The organism is Nocardioides sp. (genome assembly GCF_035703625.1).
Taxonomy (GTDB): Bacteria; Actinomycetota; Actinomycetes; order Propionibacteriales; family Nocardioidaceae; genus Nocardioides.
The window spans coordinates 1-20,596 of the sequence record NZ_DASSXS010000066.1; the positions used below are offsets into that span (position 1 = coordinate 1).

General features: G+C 71.0%; 20 protein-coding genes. 7 read left to right on the forward strand and 13 right to left on the reverse strand.

Features of this window, described 5'->3' with window-relative positions:
- Positions 1-1,335: aldehyde dehydrogenase family protein (locus VFN12_RS03170; RefSeq protein WP_325117128.1), on the reverse strand; the 1,335-nt coding region annotated here is incomplete at its 3' end.
- Positions 1,336-1,390: 55 nt separating this feature from the next.
- Positions 1,391-2,359, reverse strand: coding sequence for a deoxyribose-phosphate aldolase (deoC, locus tag VFN12_RS03175; protein WP_325117129.1), 969 nt, complete (start codon positions 2,357-2,359; stop codon positions 1,391-1,393).
- Positions 2,360-2,413: 54 nt separating this feature from the next.
- Between deoC and VFN12_RS03180 the strand changes: the two genes are divergently transcribed.
- Positions 2,414-2,992 (forward strand): hypothetical protein, encoded by a 579-nt coding sequence (locus VFN12_RS03180; protein ID WP_325117130.1) that lies wholly within the window; start codon positions 2,414-2,416, stop codon positions 2,990-2,992.
- Between the two features lie 25 nt (positions 2,993-3,017).
- Positions 3,018-3,362 (forward strand): MmcQ/YjbR family DNA-binding protein, encoded by a 345-nt coding sequence (locus VFN12_RS03185; protein ID WP_325117131.1) that lies wholly within the window; start codon positions 3,018-3,020, stop codon positions 3,360-3,362.
- Between the two features lie 4 nt (positions 3,363-3,366).
- On the opposite strand, the gene VFN12_RS03190 is transcribed toward VFN12_RS03185, so the two are convergent.
- From VFN12_RS03190 to VFN12_RS03235, 10 genes are all read right to left on the reverse strand, one after another.
- Positions 3,367-3,768: a hypothetical protein gene (locus VFN12_RS03190; protein ID WP_325117132.1), complete on the reverse strand. Its 402-nt coding sequence runs from the start codon at positions 3,766-3,768 to the stop codon at positions 3,367-3,369.
- A 24-nt stretch (positions 3,769-3,792) separates the two neighbouring features.
- Positions 3,793-5,448: a phospho-sugar mutase gene (locus tag VFN12_RS03195; RefSeq protein ID WP_325117133.1), complete on the reverse strand. Its 1,656-nt coding sequence runs from the start codon at positions 5,446-5,448 to the stop codon at positions 3,793-3,795.
- 21 nt (positions 5,449-5,469) lie between these two features.
- Entirely contained in the window at positions 5,470-6,021 is a 552-nt protein-coding gene (locus VFN12_RS03200; RefSeq protein WP_325117134.1) for a hypothetical protein, read from the reverse strand.
- A 29-nt stretch (positions 6,022-6,050) separates the two neighbouring features.
- Positions 6,051-6,992 carry a sugar-transfer associated ATP-grasp domain-containing protein gene (locus tag VFN12_RS03205; RefSeq protein ID WP_325117135.1) on the reverse strand — a complete coding sequence of 314 codons (942 nt, stop codon included), beginning with the start codon at positions 6,990-6,992 and terminating at the stop codon, positions 6,051-6,053.
- The gene (locus VFN12_RS03210) at positions 6,989-8,089 is read right to left on the reverse strand and encodes a 7TM domain-containing protein (protein ID WP_325117136.1); all 1,101 of its coding nucleotides are present in this window, start codon (positions 8,087-8,089) and stop codon (positions 6,989-6,991) included. The genes VFN12_RS03205 and VFN12_RS03210 overlap by 4 nt, the downstream gene beginning before the upstream one ends.
- 222 nt (positions 8,090-8,311) lie before the next feature.
- A complete protein-coding gene (locus tag VFN12_RS03215; protein WP_325117137.1) occupies positions 8,312-9,256 on the reverse strand; it encodes a hypothetical protein in 945 nt (314 codons plus the stop codon).
- Positions 9,253-10,866 (reverse strand): hypothetical protein, encoded by a 1,614-nt coding sequence (locus VFN12_RS03220; protein ID WP_325117138.1) that lies wholly within the window; start codon positions 10,864-10,866, stop codon positions 9,253-9,255. The genes VFN12_RS03215 and VFN12_RS03220 overlap by 4 nt, the downstream gene beginning before the upstream one ends.
- On the reverse strand, positions 10,863-11,861 hold the full coding sequence (locus tag VFN12_RS03225; RefSeq protein WP_325117139.1) for a hypothetical protein: 999 nt from the start codon (positions 11,859-11,861) through the stop codon (positions 10,863-10,865). Before VFN12_RS03225 ends, VFN12_RS03220 begins: the two co-directional genes overlap by 4 nt.
- On the reverse strand, positions 11,858-12,928 hold the full coding sequence (locus VFN12_RS03230; RefSeq protein WP_325117140.1) for a CDP-glycerol glycerophosphotransferase family protein: 1,071 nt from the start codon (positions 12,926-12,928) through the stop codon (positions 11,858-11,860). The genes VFN12_RS03225 and VFN12_RS03230 overlap by 4 nt, the downstream gene beginning before the upstream one ends.
- Positions 12,925-13,689 (reverse strand): NTP transferase domain-containing protein, encoded by a 765-nt coding sequence (locus VFN12_RS03235; RefSeq protein ID WP_325117141.1) that lies wholly within the window; start codon positions 13,687-13,689, stop codon positions 12,925-12,927. Before VFN12_RS03235 ends, VFN12_RS03230 begins: the two co-directional genes overlap by 4 nt.
- A 151-nt stretch (positions 13,690-13,840) precedes the next feature.
- On the opposite strand from VFN12_RS03235, the gene VFN12_RS03240 reads away from it, so the two are divergent.
- Together VFN12_RS03240 and prfB are read left to right on the forward strand one after the other, a co-directional pair.
- Positions 13,841-14,761, forward strand: a complete 921-nt coding sequence (locus VFN12_RS03240; RefSeq protein ID WP_325117142.1) for an oxygenase MpaB family protein — start codon at positions 13,841-13,843, stop codon at positions 14,759-14,761.
- A gap of 16 nt (positions 14,762-14,777) precedes the next feature.
- Positions 14,778-15,896: a peptide chain release factor 2 gene (gene prfB, locus VFN12_RS03245; RefSeq protein WP_325117143.1), complete on the forward strand. Its 1,119-nt coding sequence runs from the start codon at positions 14,778-14,780 to the stop codon at positions 15,894-15,896.
- Between the two features lie 10 nt (positions 15,897-15,906).
- Here the strand turns inward: prfB and VFN12_RS03250 are convergent, their stop codons facing one another.
- Positions 15,907-17,961, reverse strand: coding sequence for a fibronectin type III domain-containing protein (locus VFN12_RS03250; RefSeq protein ID WP_325117144.1), 2,055 nt, complete (start codon positions 17,959-17,961; stop codon positions 15,907-15,909).
- A gap of 201 nt (positions 17,962-18,162) precedes the next feature.
- On the opposite strand from VFN12_RS03250, the gene ftsE reads away from it, so the two are divergent.
- The 3 genes from ftsE to VFN12_RS03265 form a co-directional block, all read left to right on the forward strand.
- The gene (gene ftsE, locus VFN12_RS03255; protein WP_325117145.1) at positions 18,163-18,852 is read left to right on the forward strand and encodes a cell division ATP-binding protein FtsE; all 690 of its coding nucleotides are present in this window, start codon (positions 18,163-18,165) and stop codon (positions 18,850-18,852) included.
- Positions 18,853-18,908: 56 nt separating this feature from the next.
- Entirely contained in the window at positions 18,909-19,817 is a 909-nt protein-coding gene (gene ftsX, locus VFN12_RS03260; protein ID WP_325117146.1) for a permease-like cell division protein FtsX, read from the forward strand.
- A 38-nt stretch (positions 19,818-19,855) separates the two neighbouring features.
- A partial coding sequence (locus VFN12_RS03265) for a hypothetical protein (RefSeq protein ID WP_325117147.1) occupies positions 19,856-20,596 on the forward strand: 741 nt, incomplete at its 3' end.

Consider the following 20,596-nt stretch of genomic DNA (forward strand, 5'->3'; position numbering starts at 1 on the left):
GGCCCACACGACTCCGGCGCGCAGGTGGTTGGCCATGTGCAGGATCCGGGAGCCCTTGTCGGTCCAGACTCCCGCGGACAGGCCGTACGGCGTGTTGTTGGCCTTCTCGATGGCCTCCGACGGGGTGCGGAACGTCAGCACTGACAGGACCGGGCCGAAGATCTCCTCCCGGGCGATCCGGTGGGCCTGGGAGACACCCGTGAAGAGCGTGGGCGGGAACCAGAAGCCGTGCTGGGGGAGCTCGCACTCCGGCGACCACCGCCCGGCTCCCTCGGCCTCGCCGATGTCGGACAGCTCCCTGATCCTGGCCAGCTGCTCGGCGGAGTTGATCGCGCCGATGTCGGTGTTCTTGTCGAGCGGGTCGCCGACGCGCAGCGTGGACATCCGCCGCTTGAGCTTGTCGAGCAGCTCCTCGGCGACCGACTCCTGGACCAGGAGCCGGGATCCGGCGCAGCAGACGTGGCCCTGGTTGAAGAAGATGCCGTTGACGATGCCCTCGACCGCCTGGTCGATGGGGGCGTCGTCGAAGACGATGTTGGCGGCCTTGCCACCCAGCTCGAGGGTGACCTTCTTGTCGGAGCCGGCGACCGCCTTGGCGATCGCGCGACCGACGTCGGTGGAGCCGGTGAAGGCGACCTTGTCGATGTCGGGGTGGGACACCAGCGCGCGCCCGGTCTCGCCGGCGCCGGTGACGATGTTGACGACCCCGGCCGGGAGGTCGGCCTGCTGGCAGATCTCGGCGAAGAGCAGCGCCGTCAGTGGCGTGGTCTCCGCCGGCTTCAGGACGACGGTGTTGCCGCAGGCGAGGGCGGGCGCGATCTTCCACGCCAGCATCAGCAGCGGGAAGTTCCACGGGATGACCTGGCCGGCGACGCCCAGCGGCTGGGTGCCGTAGCCGGCGTACTCCAGCTTGTCGGCCCAGCCGGCGTAGTAGAAGAAGTGCGCTGCCACGACGGGTACGTCGACGTCGCGGGACTCCTTGATCGGCTTGCCGTTGTCGAGGGACTCCAGGACGGCCAGCTCGCGGCTGCGCTCCTGGATGATCCGGGCGATCCGGTAGAGGTACTTGGCACGCTCGCGGCCCGGCATCTTCGACCAGACCCGGGTGTAGGCACGGCGCGCGGCCTTGACCGCCGCGTCGACGTCGACCTCGTCGGCGTCGGCGACCTCCGACAGCACCTCCTCGGTGGCCGGGCTGATCGTCTTGAACGCTGCGCTGTCGGGGCCGTGGCCGTCCACGAACTCGCCACCGATGAACAGGCCGTAGGACGGCTTGATGTCGACGATGCTCCGCGACTCCGGAGCGGGTGCGTACTGGAAGACGTTGCCTGTCATCTCACGATCGCCTGTTTCCTTGGGGGTTACGGCAGGGGTTGTCGGTCACGGCCGATCAGTCCAGCGTGAAGTAGTCCGGGCCGGAGTAACGGCCGGTCTTCATCTTGGTGCGTTGCATCAGCAGGTCGTTCAGCAGGGTGGAGGCACCGAACCGGAACCACTGCGGGTCGAGCCAGTCGGGACCGGCGACCTCGTTGACCATCACGAGGTACTTGATGGCGTCCTTGCTGGTGCGGATGCCGCCGGCCGGCTTCACGCCGATCATCTGGCCGGTCGCCTCGCGGAAGTCGCGCACCGCCTCGAGCATCACCAGCGTCACCGGCAGCGTCGCGGCGGGCTGCACCTTGCCCGTGGAGGTCTTGATGAAATGACCCCCGGCCATCATGGCCAGCCAGGACGCGCGACGTACGTTGTCGTAGGTCTGCAGCTCGCCGGTCTCGAAGATCACCTTGAGGTGCGCCTGGCCGCAGGCCTCGCGCACCGCGACGATCTCCTCGAACACCTGCAGGTAGCGACCGGAGAGGAACGCGCCGCGGTCGATCACCATGTCGATCTCGTCGGCGCCCGCCTCGACGGCGTCCTGGGTGTCGGCCAGCTTGATGTCGAGGGCGGCCCGGCCGCTCGGGAAGGCGGTGGCCACCGCGGCGATGTTGACGCCGCTGTCGCCGAGGACCTCCCTGGCCGTCGCCACCAGGTCGGGATAGACGCAGACGGCCGCGGCCGAGGGGCAGGTCGGGTCGGCGGGATCGGGGTGCTTGGCCTTGGCGGCCAGCGCGCGGACCTTGCCCTGGGTGTCCTGGCCCTCGAGCGTCGTCAGGTCGACCATGCGGATCGCGAGGTCGATCGCATATTCCTTGGCGGTGGTCTTGATCGACCGGGTGCCGAGGCTCGCTGCCCGCGCCTCCGCGCCGACCTGGTCGACGCCCGGCAGGCCGTGGAGGAATCGGCGGAGGGAGGAGTCCGATCGGGTGATCTCCGCGAGGTCGGCGTCCGTCGCGGGGGCCAGGGAGGAGGAGCTCGTCACGCCACCCAGCATAGGGTGGCCGCGCATCCGGACAGCAATCAAGGAGGGGCCCCGATGCCCGACGAGGTGGTGGAGGACTTCGGTCCCTCCAACGGTCGCGTCACCGGTGTCCTGGGGCTCGCCATCTGCCTCGGGATCGTCATCCTCGGGGTGGTCGAGCGCGACGAGGGGTTCCCGCCCGCGGCGGTGTGGGGGGCCCTGCTGGGTGGGGTCCTGTTCTGGTCGGCGTCACTGCGCCCGCGGGTGCGGGTCGACAGCTCGCAGCTGCGCCTGCGCAACATGCTGACCACGATCACGGTGCCCCTGGCCGCCATCGAGCAGATCGTCGTCCGGCAGGTGCTCCTGGTGCGGGTCGGCGACCAGCGCTACGTCTCGTCGGCGATCGGCAAGAGCTGGCGGCAGGCGCTGAAGTCGAACCGGCAACCCAAGCCCGGGGAGGCCGCGCCCTACCCGATCTTCGTCGAGGAGAGGCTCCAGCAGCTCGCGGAGGAAGCGCGGGCCAGGGCGGGGATCACGCTCATGTCCGATCAGCAGGTGGCGCTGGCGCACGGGGTACGTCGCGACCTCGCCTGGCCGGAGATCGTGCTGCTCGGCTTCACCGCCCTGGGACTGGTGGTCTCGCTGCTGGTGTGAGGGTGGTCTGCTCCACACTCGTACCGTGGACTCCGCCGCCCTCGTCGAGCTCGCCTCGGCGCTGCCCGACATCGTGCTCAAGGAGCACCGGCACTGGACCTCGATCACCTTCCGGGGCAAGGGCTTCGCGTGGGTCGACCACCAGGAGGACACGGCGATGGTCAAGTCCACCCACGCCGATCGCGAGGCGATCATCGGCAACGACCCCGACACCTTCTCGGCGGGCTGGGCGTCCCGCACGACCGCCTGGATCTCGATCGACCTGGACCGGGCCGACGAGCAGGAGGTGTTCGAGATCCTCGCCGACGCCTGGCGGATGACCGCGACCAGGCAGGCGGTGGCGGCGTACGACGCCGAGCTGGGGCTGTGACCGTTCAGCCGTCGCCGTCGAAGCCGACCAGCCAGTGCAGTCCGAACCGGTCGACCACCCGGCCGTCGGATGCTCCCCACGGGCGCTGCTGGAGGTCGTCGACCACCCGGCCGCCCGCAGAGAGCCGGGAGAACCAGGCGCGCAGGGTCGCCGGATCGGCGGTGCCGAGCAGGGCCAGCATCAGGCCCTCGCACCGGAGCGGGGCCTCGTCGCCCGCGGCGTCCGACGCGAACAGGTCGACCGGCCCCTCGAGGGCGCCGTGCGCGATGGCCTCGGCCGGTCCGTCCGTGCGACCGAACTGCTCGTAGGTGAAGAGCTGGACGTCGCAGGCGAAGACGTCGCCGTAGAAGGTCAGCGCCTCGCGGGCGGTGCCGGGGAACAGGACGTAGGGCGTCGTACCTGGCATGCGGCGGATGCTACTGCGGGTCCGCTAGATGCCGGCGGCCCGCCGGATGTCATTGCCGAGGGCGTCGAGGCGACCCGCGGCGGAGATCCGGGCGGCGTCGACGCCGTCGTCGGGGTTCACGGGTACGACGACCTCGAGGTAGGCCTTGATCTTGGGCTCGGTGCCGCTCGGACGCACGATCACCCGGGCACCGTCGGCGAGCCGGTAGCGCAGCCCGTCGGTGGGCGGCAGGTCGGCCGAGCCCTCGGTCAGGTCGTCGACCTGCTCCACCGCGAGCCCTCCGAGACGCTGCGGCGGGTCGGTGCGGAGCCGGTCCATGGCGGCACCGATCTCGGCGAGGTCGCTGACCCGGACCGAGACCTGGTCGGTGGCGTGCAGGCCGTGCTCGCTCGCGATGTCGTCGAGGAGGTCGGTCAGGGTGCGACCGGCCGCCTTCGCGGCGGCGGCGACCTCGCACAGCAGGAGCAGCGCCGAGACGCCGTCCTTGTCCCGGACGTGCTCGGGGTCGACGCAGTAGCCGAGGGCCTCCTCGTAGCCGAAGGCCAGTCCCTCGATCCGGCCGAGCCACTTGAAGCCGGTGAGCGTCTCGGCGTAGGGCCGTCCGGCCGCGGTCGCCATCCGCCCCAGCAGCGACGAGGACACGATCGAGGTGGCGTAGATCCCCTGCTTCCCGGACGAGAGCAGGTGCTGGGCCAGGAGCGCGCCGACCTCGTCGCCCCGGAGCATGCGCCAGCCGTGCGGGCCCGGGACCGCGGCGGCGCACCGGTCGCCGTCGGGATCGTTGGCGACCACCAGGTCGGCGTCCTTGTCCTCGGCGAGGGCCATCGCGAGGTCCATGGCACCCGGCTCCTCGGGGTTCGGGAAGGTGACGGTCGGGAAGTCGGGGTCGGGCTCCTCCTGCCGGGTCACGACGTACGGCGGATCGAAGCCGGCGGTCTCGAGCACCTGGGTCACCGACGATCCGCCCACGCCGTGCAGCGGGGTGTAGACGACGGTGAGCTCGCGGGGTCCGTCGCCGGCCAGGCCGGCGACGGTGTCGAGGTAGCGGTCGACCACGTCCTCGGTGAGGACCTCGCCGGGCGTTCCCCGCGGGACGTCCGCGAGGGCACCGACCGCGGCTATCCGCTCGGCGATCTCGGTGTCGGCGGGCGGCACGATCTGGCTGCCGTCGCCGAGGTAGACCTTGTAGCCGTTGTCCTGCGGCGGGTTGTGGCTGGCCGTCACCATGACGCCCGCGACGCAGCCGAGCTCCCGGATCGCGAATGCCAGGAGCGGTGTCGGCAGGGGACGGGGGAGGACCAGCGCCCGCAGCCCGGCACCGGTCATCACCTCGGCGGTGTCCCGGGCGAACACGTCTGAGTTGTGGCGGGCGTCGTAGCCGATCACCACCGCCGAGCCGCGGGTGGCTCCGTCGTCGAGGAGGTACGACGCGAGGCCGGCGGCGGCGCGGGTCACCACGACGCGGTTCATCCGGTTCGGTCCGGGACCGAGCGCGCCGCGCAGGCCGGCCGTGCCGAACTCGAGCGTGCCGGCGAACCGGTCGGCGAGGTCGGCGGGATCCCCGCCCTCCTCGACGTCCTTCACGATCGACTCGAGCTGGGCGCGGGTCTCGTCGTCGGGGTCCTCGGCTGCCCAGCTCCGAGCCTGTTCGAGGAGCGCGGCAACGTCCGTTGTCGTCATGGGGACACCGTAGTGGCGCGGCTAGCTCTCGTCGTCGTCGCCGTTCTCGCTGTTGCCACCGCTCACGCCCGGCGAGTCTCCGCCCTCTGCGTCGGTGTCGTCGGGGCTGGTGTCGTCGGGGCTCGTGTCGTCGGACTCGTCGTTCGCGCCCTCGCCGGAGCTCTCGGGAACCGCAGGATCGTCGCTGCCGCTGTGATCGGGTTCCGTCGGAGCGCTCCCGCCGGAGGAGCCGCTGCTGCTCGACTCCGGGGCGCCTCCGGTCGAGGGGGCGGGGGCGACATCGTTCGCCGTTCCGGCAGCCCGGTCAGTAGTGGCCGGCGACCCCTCGGAGGGTTGGCCGTCGAGGCGCGGAGCGTCCACCCCGACGCCGGCCGCCGCTGCTGCTGCGTCGCGCTCGCCGACCCGTGTCGGCTCCTGCCCGATCAGCAGGCGTGACGCGCGAGGTCCGTCGGATCCGAGGCGGTCGACCGTGGAGTCGTTCGGCGAGTCGGGAACGAGGGAGGTCGGCACCGTCGTCAGCCCCGCGGCGAGGACCACGACACCGCCTGCGGCGATGACAGCCCGGGCGCTCACGGAGAACCAGCCGCGTTCTGGTCGCCAGCTCATCGGGCCAACACCCCGAGCGCAGGACTGTCCCCCGCAGTGACGTTCTGGATCTGCAGGCCCGGTCGGGCGTTGACCTCGAGAATCAGCGGGCCGGAGTCGGTGACGACGACGTCGGCGCCGACGTACCGCAGACCTGTGGCCGGGCCGCACCTGGCCGCGGCCTCGAGGACCTCGTCCCAGAACGGGATCCGGGCCCCGACCAGGCGTCGGTGGGTGTCCGGGTGGCGCGCGACCTCGTGTCGCCCCACCCGGGCCGCCACGACCCGGCCGGAGTCGAGGTCGACCCCCGCGCCGACGGCCCCGTAGTGGAGGTTCGCGCGCCCGTTGCTGCGTCCGGTCGGCAGCCTCAGCATCGCCAGGATCGGCTGGTCGTCGGTGCAGATCACCCGTACGTCGGGCAGTCCCTGGTAGGACAGTCGCGACAGTTCGACGTGGGCGCGAAGAACGGGTTCGAGCAGCGCCAGATCGTGGTACCCGCCGCTGAACTCGCCATCGAGGAGAAGTCGCAGGTGGTCTCGCACGTGCGCGACTCGGAGCGGTCCTCCCGACGTGCGCCGCCAGCCGCCGTCCGGTCTGGCCGACATGCGACCGGCGGCGATCAGGATTCCGTTGCCCCCACGGCCCCGGTTGGGCTTCATCACCCACGAGTCGGGCAGCTCGGCCCCCGACATCCTCCGCGCCCAGCGGCGGTCGTCGATCACCGTGATCGTGTCCGCCACGGGTACGCCGACGCGTCGCAGGACCTGCTTGGTGAGCACCTTGTCGGTGACCAGCCGGATGGCCGCCGTGGTGTTGCTGCGCGCGATGTGCTGGTCGCGGGCGTTGAGACCCATCACCTCGTCGTAGCCGCGCCACATGGTCCAGCGGCGTCCCCGGCCCTCCGGCTCCGCCCCGGACGCGGACCCCTGGCCCCCCAGTGCGAGATCGGCCGTGGTCACGAGGCCACCCCTGTCGCGGCTCGTCGCGCGGCCGGTGCGAACCGCAGCAGCTCGCTGAGCCGCAACCCCTTGTAGCTGGCGGCGACCCAGGTCCAGAGCAGGCAGGCCACGGCGAAGTGCACCGGGACCGTCTCAGCCAGATGTCGGATGCTGGGGGTCAGCAACAGAGCCGCGATCAACACGGACACGCACAGCGTCACGATCGCCTCGCGAGCCGCCACCCTCGCACCGTGCTCGTCCCACGTCGCCCAGAGTGCCTCGATCACGGTGGCGGTCACGACCACCGGGATCGCCGCACCCCAGGAGGCGACGTCGCCCGCCGAGGAGGCCGAGGACTGCAGCTGGGCGAGCACCGTCGCCACCACCGCGATCAGGATCCCGAGCCGCGCGACACGGGGGACGAACGACCGACGCAGCAGCACCTGGATCAACAGTCCGAGCAGGAACAACGACACCGTCAACACGAGTCCGACCATCAACCCGGACTGCACGTAGCCGATCCCCAGCAGCACCGGTCCGAATGTTCCGAGTGTGCTCACCCCGACCCACAGCCGCAGCAGCACGACCAGGAGCGCGCAGAGCGGCAGCGTGGCGAGGAGCGTCTTCGGGAGCAGGGCAGGCGTCTCCAGGAAGATGACCTCGGCGGTGCTGGGCGCTATCGCCTCGTCCGGGCGGGTGAGGAACGACCGACCGACCGAGACCTGGTAGCCGGCCATGTCCTCACGCCCGACCAGCACGAGCGTGGACAGCTCGTCCCGGTCCGCCACGTTCACCCGCGCCGGGATGGTGTTTCCCGCCACCTGGATGACCACACCCACGACCGGTCGCTCCTCCACGCCCAGCGACGACCTGACCTTGACGGTGGGAGCATCGTCGGGGTCCAGACCGAGGTCCTCGGCGAGGTCCTCGTCGATCGACGAGGAGCTGGCGCCGGTGTCGAACAGTGCCAGCTCCTCGACCGACTCGCCGCCCGGTGCGCTCACCCGCACCATCTCGGTCTCGCCGACGACGCGAGGTGCCGGCGCGGCTTCGCGAGTGCCATGGACGAGGAGCACGACCGTCAGCGCTGCGGCCAGGACGGCGACTCCGGCAACCACCTGTCCGCTGGCAGGGATCCAGCGATGCCGCCGGGGACGCTTCGGGTCATGCGGATCGCCAGTAGCAGTGATCGGAGCTTGCACGGTCGTCCTGTCCAGTCACGTCCCGATCCCCCGGGTTTCGTGCAGCTTCACTTCAAATATTGTCGCAATCGCCGGGGAAGACAAGTGCAGAACGGGTGGCGCGCATGGCCCGAGCGGGTGGTAGGGCGAGGGTGGTCCTCACCCCGGCGGTGGCAGGGCACCCTCGCTGACGGCCAGCCCCAGCTGCCGTGCGCTGACCAGGAGGGGTGCGGTGCGAGTGATCTGGCGCGCGAACCGGATCGCCGGGCCGTGCAGCACCAGCAGGTAGGCCATGACGCCGAAGAGTTCCGCGGTGGCCATGCGGCCGCTGTCGACGGCGCTGGCACCGAGCAGCAGGACGGCTGCCGCGCTGGCGACGAGCACCAGGTGGACGACACAGGTGGTGGCGCCCTCCCAGCGAGTGATGGCGATGTCGGCGACCCCGCTGTCGGCGTCACGCTCGCGCAACGTCGCGATCACGTCCCCGTCGACGCGCAGGCCGCCCCCGGCGAGCCGGTGCACCGACCCGGCGAGGGCGACCTCGTGGCCGCGGTGCTCGGCCGCGACGGTGCCCACCCGGGCCGCGCCGAACACCGCGACGACGACGAGGAGCAGTGCTCCCGCCAGCTGGACCAGTCCGAGCCACAGGTCGGAGAGGGCGAGCGCCGCGCACACTCCGAACACCAGGAGCCCGTTGACGGTGATGTGGTTGAGCACGCCCTTGAGACCCTGCTTGGCGCGCAGCGCGTCGCCGATGACCTGAGCGGTCAGGTCGCCGGAGCGGTCACCACCGTCTCGCTGGACCCGGGCGATGGCCGCATCCCGGGCGTCGGCGATCGTGCGGCCCGCGAAGTGGGCGAAGGCCAGCCGCTGCTGGTGCTCGGCCAGTCCGGCGGTCAGGGCCAGGCCCACGAAGACCGCCGACAGCACGGTGGCCGGCAGCGCGCCCCCGCCGGGCGCGGACGCGCCGGCCACCACCGCGGTCAGGGGGAGCGGCAGGGCGAGCCTGGCGCCCACCAGCAGGCAGGTGAAGGCGAGGCCGTGCCCGAGGCTGCTGCGGTGCGGGCGGGCGAACGGCAGGAGGGTGTCGCGCAGGGGGCTCACGGGAGCACCTCCCGCGCCAGGGTGGCCAACGCGGTGGACGCCTGGGGCCAGTGCTCGTCCTGGCAGCGGAACGGCACCGCCGCCCGCCGCAGCAGGCAGACCGAGAGATACCACTCCAGCCCGGGTGGGCGGGCGCCGTACCCCTTGACCAGGCTGTCCAGGGTCGCCTCGAGCACCTCGGTGTCGCCGGGACGGCCGAAGACCACGTGCGACGCGTACGACGCCAGGTCGTACGCCGCCGCGGCCCGGCAGAGCCGGTCGACATCGAGGACCACCAGTCCGGACGGGCCGTCGAGCAGCTGACCGGCGTGGAAGTTGCCGTGGCTGGTCACGTACGGCAGGTCCGGGGCGGTGAGCCGCAGGTCTGCGAGCAGAGCGTCGACCTCGAACTGCAGGTCCGGCAGCAGGCGGGTGACGAAGTCGGCGCGCACCGCCGCCTTGGCCAGCAGGTTCCTGGCCGTCACCTTCGGCAGCTGCAGCCGCGAGTCTCCGTGCAGCGCCGCCAGCACCTCGCCGACGGCCTCGGAGGAGCCGGGCCACACCGACGGGGACTGGCCCGGCAACCACTCCTGCACGGTCGTCTGGCGTGCGCTGAAGGAGCCCTCGTAGGCCGGGACCCGGATGGCCTCGAGCTTTGCTGCACGGCGCAGAGCCTGCCGTGCCTCCTTGAAGTCGAGCTGGTCGCGGTAGACCTTGAGCACGTGCGTCCCGTACCTGACGACCGCGCGGCGTCTGGGCCAGTACCGGAGCAGCTCGGGCTGCGCAGGCTCGGTCGGGATGCCCTTGTGGTTGAGCCGCTCGGCGAGCCGCTCGGGTCGGTCGGCCAGCAGCTTCAACCGGATGTCGAGCGGCAGCCACTGCACGAGCGCGGACACCTCGCCGAGGTAGCCGAGCGCCTGGCGGGCCGGCGTCCTGTCGACGGCCCGCGCCGCGCGCCTGCGGTTGTCGGCCTGCGTGCGCTTGCGGTGCAGCTGCGCCCCGGCCCGGGAGAAGGCGACCGCTGTGTGCCAACCCGACCCGGTGCGGACGGCGTACTGCACGACGGCGTTGTTGCCGGGCTTGTACCGGATCGACTCGACGCGCACGTCGGGCACCTGCTCGTCCACGAGCAGCGAGCCGAGCAGGGGCGCCATCGCGGCGGGGTCCAGCAGGCGACGCAGGGACGGCAGCGCAGCGTCGTCCGGCGGTGGCTCAGGGTGGCTCGGGGCCTGGGGTGCGTCCTGCTCGGCGACGGCACGCACGGCAGGGGAGGCGTCGGCGACGCGCACGTCACGACCGCTGGCCAGCGCCGCCAGGCCGGGCAGGCAGGCGGCCTCCCCGGCAGGGTCGAGGCCCACGGTGGGGTCCTCGAACGTCAGCGCGGGAGGATCCTCCACCAGGAGCCTGGCCACCGCCAGGCGCAGGCGCTGGGAGCCGGTCAACGCGACTCCGCCCGGTCCGACCGGGGTGCGGTAGCCCTCGGGCAGCTCCGCGACGAACGCATGCGCGCCCGCGGAGCGGGCGGCCTCCACGCACGCGGCGTGATCGGCGCCGGCGATGATCTCCGCCGGGGTGTCGCCCGGCAGCTCGTGGGCCCCGGACAGCACGGCCCGGGTCGGCGGCGTGGTCATCCCTGCGCGGTCGAGATCGGGGGCTCGGCGAGCCGGGCCAGCCGCTCGGCACTCGTGAGCTGTGGTCCCAGACGGGTGATCTGCCGTCCCAGCCGCATCATCGGGTAGTGCAGCATCAGCAGGTACGACGACACCAGGGCGAGTTCGGCCGTGTCCAGCCGGCCCGACTCGGTGAAGCGGACCGCCAGGGTGAGCACGAGGCAGGCGCTCACCGCCAGGAGCCCCTGGACCGCCCAGGCGGTGCGGCCCTTGAGCTGGGTGATGATCGCGACCGAGCGCTCGCGGTCGGTCGGACGGGCGATCAGCCCCTGCCCGGTGGTGGCCGCACGCAGCGCGTCGCCGACCACCCGGCTCTCGCGGCGGCGCCGGAGCCGAGCCATCGCCGCCGCCCGGTCGGTTCCGACCAGAGCGACGCCGATGGCCACCCCCAGTCCGGCGAGATACGCCAGTCCGAGCCACACGTCCAGCAGGAGCAGGACCACCGAGACGCCGAGCAGGAACAGGCCGTGCTGGAGCACGTGCACCAGCACGCCCTTCAGCCCGACCCTCAGCCGGGCGGTGTCACTCACCACGCGGGTGAGCACGTCGCCCGGATCGCGGGGCGCGGTGCCGCTCCCTGCCCCCCGTGGGTGCAGGAGGATGCCGAGCCGGGCGTCGTTGACCGAGCGGACGACGTACCGGGCGACCGCCACGCGCTGGACCCACTCGCTCCCGCCGAGGATCAGCCCGGCCACGAGGAGCGCCAGCACGGGCCAGAAGGCAGGACCGCCGATCCCCGGCAGCGCGGCCGTTGCCGCCGGTCCGGCCTCGTCGCCCGAGGAGAGGTCGACCAGCCAGGTCAGGGGCAGGGGCAGGGCGAGCTGGGCGGCCGTCACCACCACCGAGGCCGCGAGCGCCGCGCGCAGGTACCGACGGTGCGGGCGCGCGAACGGGCTCAACCGGTCCCGGATCGCGGTGAGCCGTTGCCGGCGGGTCATGAGCACCGTGGTGCTCATGGCCATTCCAGCTCGCGGGTGATCCAGTCCATGGCGGCCGTGGTGGCGCGACCCGGGTTGAAGAAGAGGTCGGCGACGATCCCGCGGCGTACCTCGGAACGCGCGCCCGGGTCGGCGAGCCCCGCCTCGACCGCCGCCAGGGCTTCGGACACCCCGGCCACGACCTCGCCGCCCCGGCGCCCCCAGGTATCGAGGTCGAGGCGCGCGTTCTTCCGGAGGGTCAGCTCGAAGAGCTCCGGTACGTCGATGAAGACGATCGGGCGGTCGAGCAACGTGTACTCGTTGGCGACCGAGGACGCGTCGGTGATCAACAGGTCCGCGATCGACAGCGTGTGGATGACGTCCCGCTCCTGCACGAGCCGGACGTGCTCGGACTCCAGCGGTGCCAGCCGCTCCCACCAGTCGACGGTGGTGTGGGGGTGGTCGTGGGGCTTGACCAGGAGGTCGTAGCGGTCGACGGCCGCCAGCTTCTCGATCAGCTCCTCGCCCATGGTCTCCATCGAGTTGTGGCGCTCACCGGTCGGGGCGTAGAGCACCACCGGGCGATCCCCGCTGACACCGTGCCGAGCCAGCATCTCCTCCCGCCCGAGGGAGCCGTCGAGCAGCCGGTCGGTCTTGGGGAACCCGATCTCCACCCCCCGCGGGTCGTCCGCCGCCAGGATTCCGGAGTCCGCGAACCCACGCTTCATGTAGGGACCGAAGAGGAAGTAGTGGTCGGCGCCATCGGTCTCCGGACGGATCGCGCGGTTGCGGAAGGACATGCCGTGGAAGATCTGGATCCGTGTGTCGACGCTCCGAGGCTCGATCCGGCGGGTGTTGGCGGCGAACATCACGTCGTAGTCGGCCTTGGCCAGGCTGCCGACCGGCCGGATCGCATCCTCGGGCAGGTCGAAGTGCCGGTACATGCTCTGGTGGTCGTAGAGATACCCGCCCGGGGCGTGGGAGCACTTCGTCCTCATGCCGCCGGAGAGCTCGATCTCGGTGCCGGGGATCTCGCGGAGCCGGTCGTAGAGGGGCTTGAAGCACAAGAAGTGCACCGGCGCGTAGCCGGAGAACAGGATTCTCACGAGGCCCTCCAGGCGGTGTGGACGGCGTGGTCGAAGTCCGCCGCCACTGGCTCGAGGGAGGGCGTCACCCGCGGGAGCACCTCGTTGCGCGCCCGGGCGAGGTCGTCGGGGAAGTCGATCTCGACCCACGGCCGCCCGACGACGTCGATGCAGCTGATCGCGTGGGCGGATGCGGCGCAGTTGATCGCCTCCGCCAACCAGGCACGGTGGTGGCCTGCCGCGATCAGGTCAGCGGCCGCAGCGGCGGCCGCCGCTGCGGTGCTCCTGGTCAGACGCAGGATCCCGACGTTCTCACCGGCCACCTGGGCGGGCGGCATGGTCTTCGACATCCCCACCAGGACGCCGTCACGCACCTGGACCTTCATCTGCTCGTCGTCGTCGCCGGAGGAGGAGTCGTACAGCAGCGCGTCGCCGTCACCGGACAGCAGGAGCTGGAACAGGGCCGGGTCGCAGAAGACGTCGGAGTTCATCACCAGCAGGTCGTCGTCCAGGGCGCGTTGGCCGAGCAGGAAGGAGTACATGCTGTTGGTCTCGGCGTAGCGCTCGTTCGTGATGAACCTGGCCCACGAGCCGACGGAGTCCCGCACCCGCGCCTGCTGGTATCCGACGACGACCAGCACGTCCAGGACGTCCACGGCTGCCAGCGCCGCGATCTGGTGGTGGAGCAGCGGGACGCCGCCCACCTCTCGCAGGCACTTGGGTCGCCCGAGGTCATCGGCGAGTCGGCTGCCGACACCGGCGGCGAGGATCAGGGCTTGCACAGAGTTCTCCTGTGGGTCGCGTCCCTGTCCCCGCGATTCGTCCTCCATTCAACCACCCTGACCCGGCGGCTGCCACGGCCGAGCTGGGTCAAAGGAACCGTCCGAACGTGCTAGTACCTGAGGCGGCCGGCCCGCCGTAGGCTGGCCTGCCATGAGGCGGGACCACTGGAAAGTCCGCAACGACCGGCTCGACCCGGAGACGGACTTCGCCGAGATCGTCCGCAACCTGGTGACCCACGAGTTCCCGTGGGACACCATCCAGGCACTGAGCTTCGCTCTCTTCCGCACCTACGCCGTGCCGGGCATCGGTCGGCTGCTCGACGAGACCGGCGCCTTCGCCGACGACGTGCAGAAGAGGTACGACGACACCGCGCTGCTGCTCGAGCCGCCCGGTCTCGTCGGGTTCGACCACCCGGACGCCCGGACCGCGATCCGCCGGATCAACCAGATGCACCGCAGCTACGACATCCCCAACCACGAGATGCGCTACGTGCTCAGCACCTTCGTGGTGGTGCCGAAACGGTGGATGGACGCCTACGGCAAGCGCCCGTTCACGGCCCACGAGGTCGCGGCGGTGGTCCGCTACTACCAGACCCTCGGCCGGCACCTGGGGATCACCGACATCCCGGAGGGCTTCGAGGAGTTCGCGGAGCTGATGGACTCCTACGAGGCCGAGCACTTCGCGTTCGACGAGGGGGCCCGGCGGGTCGCCGACGTCACCCTGGCGCTGGTCACCTCCTTCTACCCACGTCCGGCCCGCCGCGCGGTCGAGGCGTTCAGCAGGTCGCTGATGGACGAGCCGCTGCTGCGCGCCTTCCGGTACGACGCCCCGCACCCGGCCGTCGTACGCGCGTGCCGGGCGGCCCTGCGTCTGCGTGGCCGGCTGCTCCGCTTCTTCCCGCCCCGGCGCCGGCCGAAGCTCGTCGAGGACTTCTCCTGGGTGCGCAGCTATCCCGACGGCTACGACCTCTCCCGGCTGGGCACCTTCCCCGCCGGCTGCCCCGTCCCCCGGCCGCCGGCGGAGCCGACGAGGAGCGACGCCGCCTCGAATGACGTGGGACGCTCTGCCTGACGTAGGCTCGACTGCCGTGGCAGGCCCCGACTTCGACTCCGAGATCAAGCACCTCAAGGCGACCATGCACACCATCGGCCAGGTGCTCGACCTCGACCGCATGCGCGCCGAGATCGCAGACCTCGGCGAGCAGGTCGCCGCGCCCGACCTCTGGGACGACCAGGACAACGCCACCCGCGTCACCGGCCGGCTGTCGGCCCTCCAGGGCGAGCTCGACCGGTTCACCTCGCTGGAGACCCGGGTCGAGGACCTGGGCCTGATGGTCGAGATGGCCACCGAGGAGGGTGACGCCGACTCGCTCGAGGAGTCCGAGCGCGAGCTGGGCAAGATCAAGAAGGCGGTCGAGGCGCTGGAGGTCCGCACCCTCCTCTCGGGCGAGTACGACGCCCGCGAGGCGCTGGTGACCATCCGCGCCGGGGCCGGTGGCGTGGACGCCGCCGACTTCGCCGAGATGCTGCTGCGGATGTACACCCGCTGGGCGGAGCGCAACAAGTACCCCGTCGAGGTCTTCGACACCTCCTACGCCGAGGAGGCCGGGATCAAGTCGGCCACCTTCGCCGTGCACGCGCCGTACGCCTACGGCACGCTGTCGGTCGAGGCCGGTACCCACCGCCTGGTCCGGATCAGCCCGTTCGACAACCAGGGCCGACGGCAGACCGGGTTCGCGGCGGTCGAGGTCGTACCCGTGCTGGAGCAGACCGACGAGATCGAGATCCCCGACGAGGACGTCCGGGTCGACGTCTACCGCTCGTCGGGACCCGGCGGCCAGTCGGTCAACACCACGGACTCGGCGGTCCGCCTCACGCACATCCCGACCGGCACCGTCGTCAGCTGCCAGAACGAGAAGAGCCAGCTGCAGAACAAGGCCAGCGCGATGGTGATCCTCAAGGCGAAGCTCCTCGCGATCAAGAAGGCCGAGGAGGCCGCGCACCTCAAGGAGCTCAAGGGTGACGTCGCCGCGTCCTGGGGCGACCAGATGCGCAGCTACGTGCTGCACCCCTACCAGCAGGTCAAGGACCTCCGGACCGAGTACACCGCCGGCAACGCGCAGGCCGTCTTCGACGGAGACCTCGACGGCTTCCTCGAGGCCGGGATCCGGTGGCGTCGTGGGGCCGAGAAGGCCGACGCGAGCTAGCCTTTCCGCCTCAGCGCGCCGTCACGGCCCTCGAGCGGGCGCTGATCGCGCCCCAGCCGACCCCGTTGCGGGCCCGCACCGCGAACTTCCACCGTCCCTTGCGCAGGACAGGCTGCCAGGTGCGCGCGCTGGCGCTCCGCACCGATGACCTGACCGTCTGGACCACGGACCCCCGGTCGTTGAGCCGGTAGCCGTAGACCCGGTAGCCGTTCACCCTCGCGCCGCCGTCCGAGAGGGGTGCCGCCCACCGGGCGACGGCCGTGACCTTGCCGCCCCGGGCGCCCCCGCTGGGGCTCCCGATCCGGGCGCGCCCGGGCCTGGTGGCCGGGACCTTGACGGCGACGGCCGCCGGGGCTCCCTCGCCGGTCGCGTTGACCGCCTGCACGGCGACGTTGTCGGTGGCACCCGGCTCCAGGTCGGTGAAGGTGAAGTCGCGGCTCTGGGCCGGCACCGTCACCGGCGCCGCGTTGTCGCGCGTCACCACGTAGTTGGTGATCGTGCTGCCACCGGTGGACGCCGGGGCGGACCAGACGACGGTGGCCGAGCTGCCGTCGGTGGACGCCTGGACGGCCTGCGGAGCCGAGGGAAGGCTGCTGCTGGGTGTCTGGCAGCTGCCGGCGACGTCGAGCGTGTAGGCGCCGACGCTGGCGTAGCCGTCGTACCCCTTGCTCGGCGAGCCGTTGCCGACCCCCTCCACCGCGACGAAGTACCAGTCCTCGCTCACGGTCCTGGACACGGTGGCGCCCATCCCGGTCACCACGTCCTCGGAAGGCGTCCCTGCCCTCGACGCCGGGTTGTCGACCGCCAGTGCCCCACCCGTGACGCTCAGCAGGCTGAGCCTGACGTCGAGGTTCGGGCTCTGAGCGGAAGGATCCGCGGCCAGGGCCAGGGGCCCGGAGCAGATGCCGAGCATGTAGACGTCGCGATCGGAGTCCGAGGTGATGTACGCCGATCCGGTCGGCGGCCTGGTCGCCCAGTACGGGGCGCCTGGCGCCTCCTCGTCCGGGCGCAGGGGGATGCCGTTGGCGGCCATGACCGCGAGGTCGTTCTCATCGTTGTCGGCGCCGTGGTAGTCCCCCTTGCTCCACTGGGTGATCGGCTTCCAGTAGCCGACCCCCATGATCGGAGCCCAGGTGGCGTGACCCATGTAGTAGCTGGTCCCGCCCGCGACACCGTCGTGGGTCAGTCCGAGGGTGTGCCCGACCTCGTGGGTGACGGCCTCGGCGATGTTCTTGGTGTCGTTGCCCAGGTTCTGGGGGAAGACCCATGCCGGCTGCCGGTAGGCGCTGGAGCTCACCTGGTCGAAGACGTCGATGTAGGCGATGCCGCCACAGCCGCCGCCACACAGCTTGTTGACCGCGCTGGGGCTCGGCGAGATCAGTGCTCGCACGCCGTAGGTCTGGTCGGAGGAGTCGCTCCTCGGGATCCCCCCGGATGCCGGCAGCTCGGTGGTGACGTCGACGTCGAACGGCGCGAAGTCCTCGGCCACGCGAACCCAGATGGACTGGATCGCCTGCTGTTCCGCGCTGCTGAACGCGGTCGCGTCCGGGTCGATGGACCACGACGGGTAGGAGCCGGAGGGCAGGCCGTGGCCGGCGTTCCACACGGTCCCGCTCACGTTGTGACCGTCGAAGTCGAGGTAGATCGTGCGCTGGGAGCCCGGCTTGCTGTGCAGGAAGAAGGTCTGGCTCAGGGGGGCGGCGGCGGCTGCTCCCGTGGTGGGCGCGGCAGTGGCCCCCTGCGTCTGTGCGGGCTCCTGGTAGAGCAGGCGCGCGTCGGCGTCCAGCCAGGCCGTCGGGTCCTCGGCCAGGATCTCGCGCAACCGCTCGGCCGCCATTCCGTTGCGGTGGGCAGCCTCGGGGAGCCGGTCTGCGAGCAGCTCCAGAGCCGCGCGTCCGCGGGTCGAACCGTCGTGGCCCGCGATCAGGTCGGGCAGGCGCTCGCCACCCCGCGGCCCCTGGCGTGGGGTGGCTTCTGCGCCGGGCGCGACCAGGGCACCGATCGACATCGTGCAGACCGTGGTGACGACCACCAGCAGCCGGCGACGGCAACGCAGCTTGTCCATGACCCCCCCAGCAAGACAGTTGCCAGACAGTAGTAAAGGGATCTGCAAGGCGTCCTGAATTTTCGGAAAGACTGTCCGATCGGCCAGCGTGTCGTCACCCAACGGGCCATGGCCATGTTGTACGTGGGGTGGGTCGCACTGGCGGCGCCGACATGCGGCGGGAATTCGGAGCGCTCCGGTTGCTCGACTACTCTCGATCCGGTGATTCGCTTCGAAAAGGTCACGAAGACCTATGCCGGCCAGGGACATCCTGCCCTCGACCAGGTCTCGGTCGACGTCGAGAAGGGTGAGTTCGTCTTCCTCGTCGGCACCTCCGGCTCGGGCAAGTCGACCGCCCTGCGGCTGGTGCTGCGCGAGTCCCGGCCGACCTCGGGCCGGGTCTACGTCGCCGGCAAGGAGATCAACCGGCTGGCCAGCTGGAAGGTGCCCCGGCTGCGCCGTCAGATCGGCACCGTGTTCCAGGACTTCCGGCTCCTCCAGAACAAGAACGTCGCCGAGAACGTCGCCTTCGCCCTCCAGGTCATCGGCAAGAGCAAGTCGGAGATCCGGACCCTGGTGCCCGAGACCCTGGAGATGGTGGGACTCGAGGGCAAGGGTGAGCGGATGCCCGACGAGCTCTCCGGCGGTGAGCAGCAGCGGGTCGCCGTGGCCCGTGCGTTCGTCAACCGGCCGATGATCCTGATCGCCGACGAGCCGACCGGAAACCTAGACCCGACCACCTCGGTCGGCATCATGAAGCTGCTGGACCGGATCAACCGCACCGGCACCACCGTCGTCATGGCCACGCACGACTCCGGCATCGTCGACCAGATGCGCAAGCGAGTGATCGAGCTCGACGCCGGCCGGGTGGTCCGCGACCAGGCGCAGGGCGTCTACGGCTTCCAGCACTGACCCGAACCGGCACGATCCCCTCTCGACCGACCAGCACCGAAAGAGCCTTCTGACTCATGCAGCTGCGATATGTCTACTCCGAGCTCGGACAGGGCCTGCGCCGCAACCTCTCGATGCACATCGCGGTGGTCCTCACCCTCTTCGTCTCGCTCACCCTCGTCGGCCTCGGCGTGGTCCTCAACCAGCAGGCCGCGCGTACCGCCGACCAGTGGGGGAGCGAGCTGCAGATCGCGGTGTTCCTCTGCCGCGAGCGCGACGACAACCCCGCCTGCACCGGTGAGGTGACCAAGCCGCAGAAGGACGCGATCCAGGAGGTCGTCGAGGAGAACCCCGAGGTCGAGAGCTACTACTTCGAGTCCAAGGCCGAGGCCTTCACCAAGGTCAAGGAGCTCTACGACGAGGACTTCGAGGGCGCCAACGCCGCGCTCAAGCAGGATGACCTCGCCGAGTCGATCTGGATCACCCTGAAGGACCCGGACGAGTACAAGGGGATCACCAGCGCGGTGGCAGGACTCGACGGGGTGTCGAAGGTCCAGGACCAGCGCAACATCGTCGGACCGGTCCTCGACTCGATCGACGCCATGAAGTGGGGCGCCTTCCTCGTCGCGATCTTCCTGGTGCTCGCCGCGCTCCTGCTGGTCGCCAACACCATCAGGCTTGCCGCCTTCGCGAGACGCAAGGAGATCGGCATCATGCGGCTGGTGGGCGCCTCGACGCTCTACATCGCCCTGCCGTTCCTGCTCGAGGCCCTGGTGACCGCGATGATCGGAGTCGGCCTGGCGGCCGGGTCGCTGGCCGCGTTCATGTACTTCGCGGTGGAGCAGCAGTTCAAGAACCTGCTGGGCTTCATGCCCTGGGTGGGCTGGCCCGAGTACCTGGTCGCCGTCCTGGTGGTGGCGATCATCGGTCCGCTGCTGACGCTGCTGCCGACACTCGCGCTGACGCGCAAATACCTCAAAGTGTGAGTCGCGCCGGTTACCTTCGGGGGGTTACAACCCCCTAGATGCCGAAGGCAGACCCGGTGCGTTCCTTCCCCCGTACCGCTCGCCGACGCTGGGCAGCCGCTGTCGCGGCCTGTGCCGTGGCGGCCGGCGCGCTCACCGTCCCCCTCGCCCACGCCGAGGACCTCAAGCACAAGCGGAGGTCGGTCCACCACCAGGTCGAGTCCGCGCACGACGACCTGGAGGACTCCAGTGCCCAGGTGCGCCGCGCCACCGCCCGCCTCGAGGCCGCCCAGGCCGAGCTGGACGGGGCCCGCGACCACCTGGCCCAGGTCCGCACCAGGCTGGACGCAGCCCGCGCCCGGGACGAGCAGATGCAGCGCGAGCTCGACGAGGCGGTCGAACGCCTCGAGCGCGCCGAGGCCGACCTGGCCGAGGGGCGTGGTGACCTGTCGGAGCAGCAGGACGAGGTCAGCGACACCATCAACTCGATCTACCAGAACGGCGACCCGGAGCTGTTGGCCTTCGCCTCGCTGCTCCAGGCCAAGAGCCCTTCGGACCTCACGCGCCAGATCGAGGCCAACAATGTCCTCGTCGACAGCGAGACCCGGGTCTACGACGACCTGCGCGCCGCCGAGGTCCTGCTCGAGGTCCGCGAGCAGCAGGTCGAGGAGGCGCGGGACGAGGTGGCCGTACAGCGCGCCGCCGCGGCCGAGCACCTGCTGGAGATGAAGGACCTCCGCAACCAGGCCCTCGAGGCCAAGGAGGCGGTCCAGGTCCTCGTGGGCGAGCGGCGCTCGGCA

Bases quoted from the DNA above. Each gene is read 5' to 3' on its own strand.
- VFN12_RS03195 (WP_325117133.1), bottom strand. From the start codon at position 5,448: ATGACGACAACGGACGTTGCCGCGCTCCTCGAACAGGCTCGGAGCTGG.
- VFN12_RS03220 (WP_325117138.1), bottom strand. From the start codon at position 10,866: ATGACCACGCCGCCGACCCGGGCCGTGCTGTCCGGGGCCCACGAGCTG.
- VFN12_RS03190 (WP_325117132.1), bottom strand. From the start codon at position 3,768: ATGCCAGGTACGACGCCCTACGTCCTGTTCCCCGGCACCGCCCGCGAG.
- VFN12_RS03250 (WP_325117144.1), bottom strand. From the start codon at position 17,961: ATGGACAAGCTGCGTTGCCGTCGCCGGCTGCTGGTGGTCGTCACCACG.
- ftsX (WP_325117146.1), top strand. From the start codon at position 18,909: ATGCAGCTGCGATATGTCTACTCCGAGCTCGGACAGGGCCTGCGCCGC.
- VFN12_RS03225 (WP_325117139.1), bottom strand. From the start codon at position 11,861: ATGAGCACCACGGTGCTCATGACCCGCCGGCAACGGCTCACCGCGATC.
- VFN12_RS03240 (WP_325117142.1), top strand. From the start codon at position 13,841: ATGAGGCGGGACCACTGGAAAGTCCGCAACGACCGGCTCGACCCGGAG.
- VFN12_RS03180 (WP_325117130.1), top strand. From the start codon at position 2,414: ATGCCCGACGAGGTGGTGGAGGACTTCGGTCCCTCCAACGGTCGCGTC.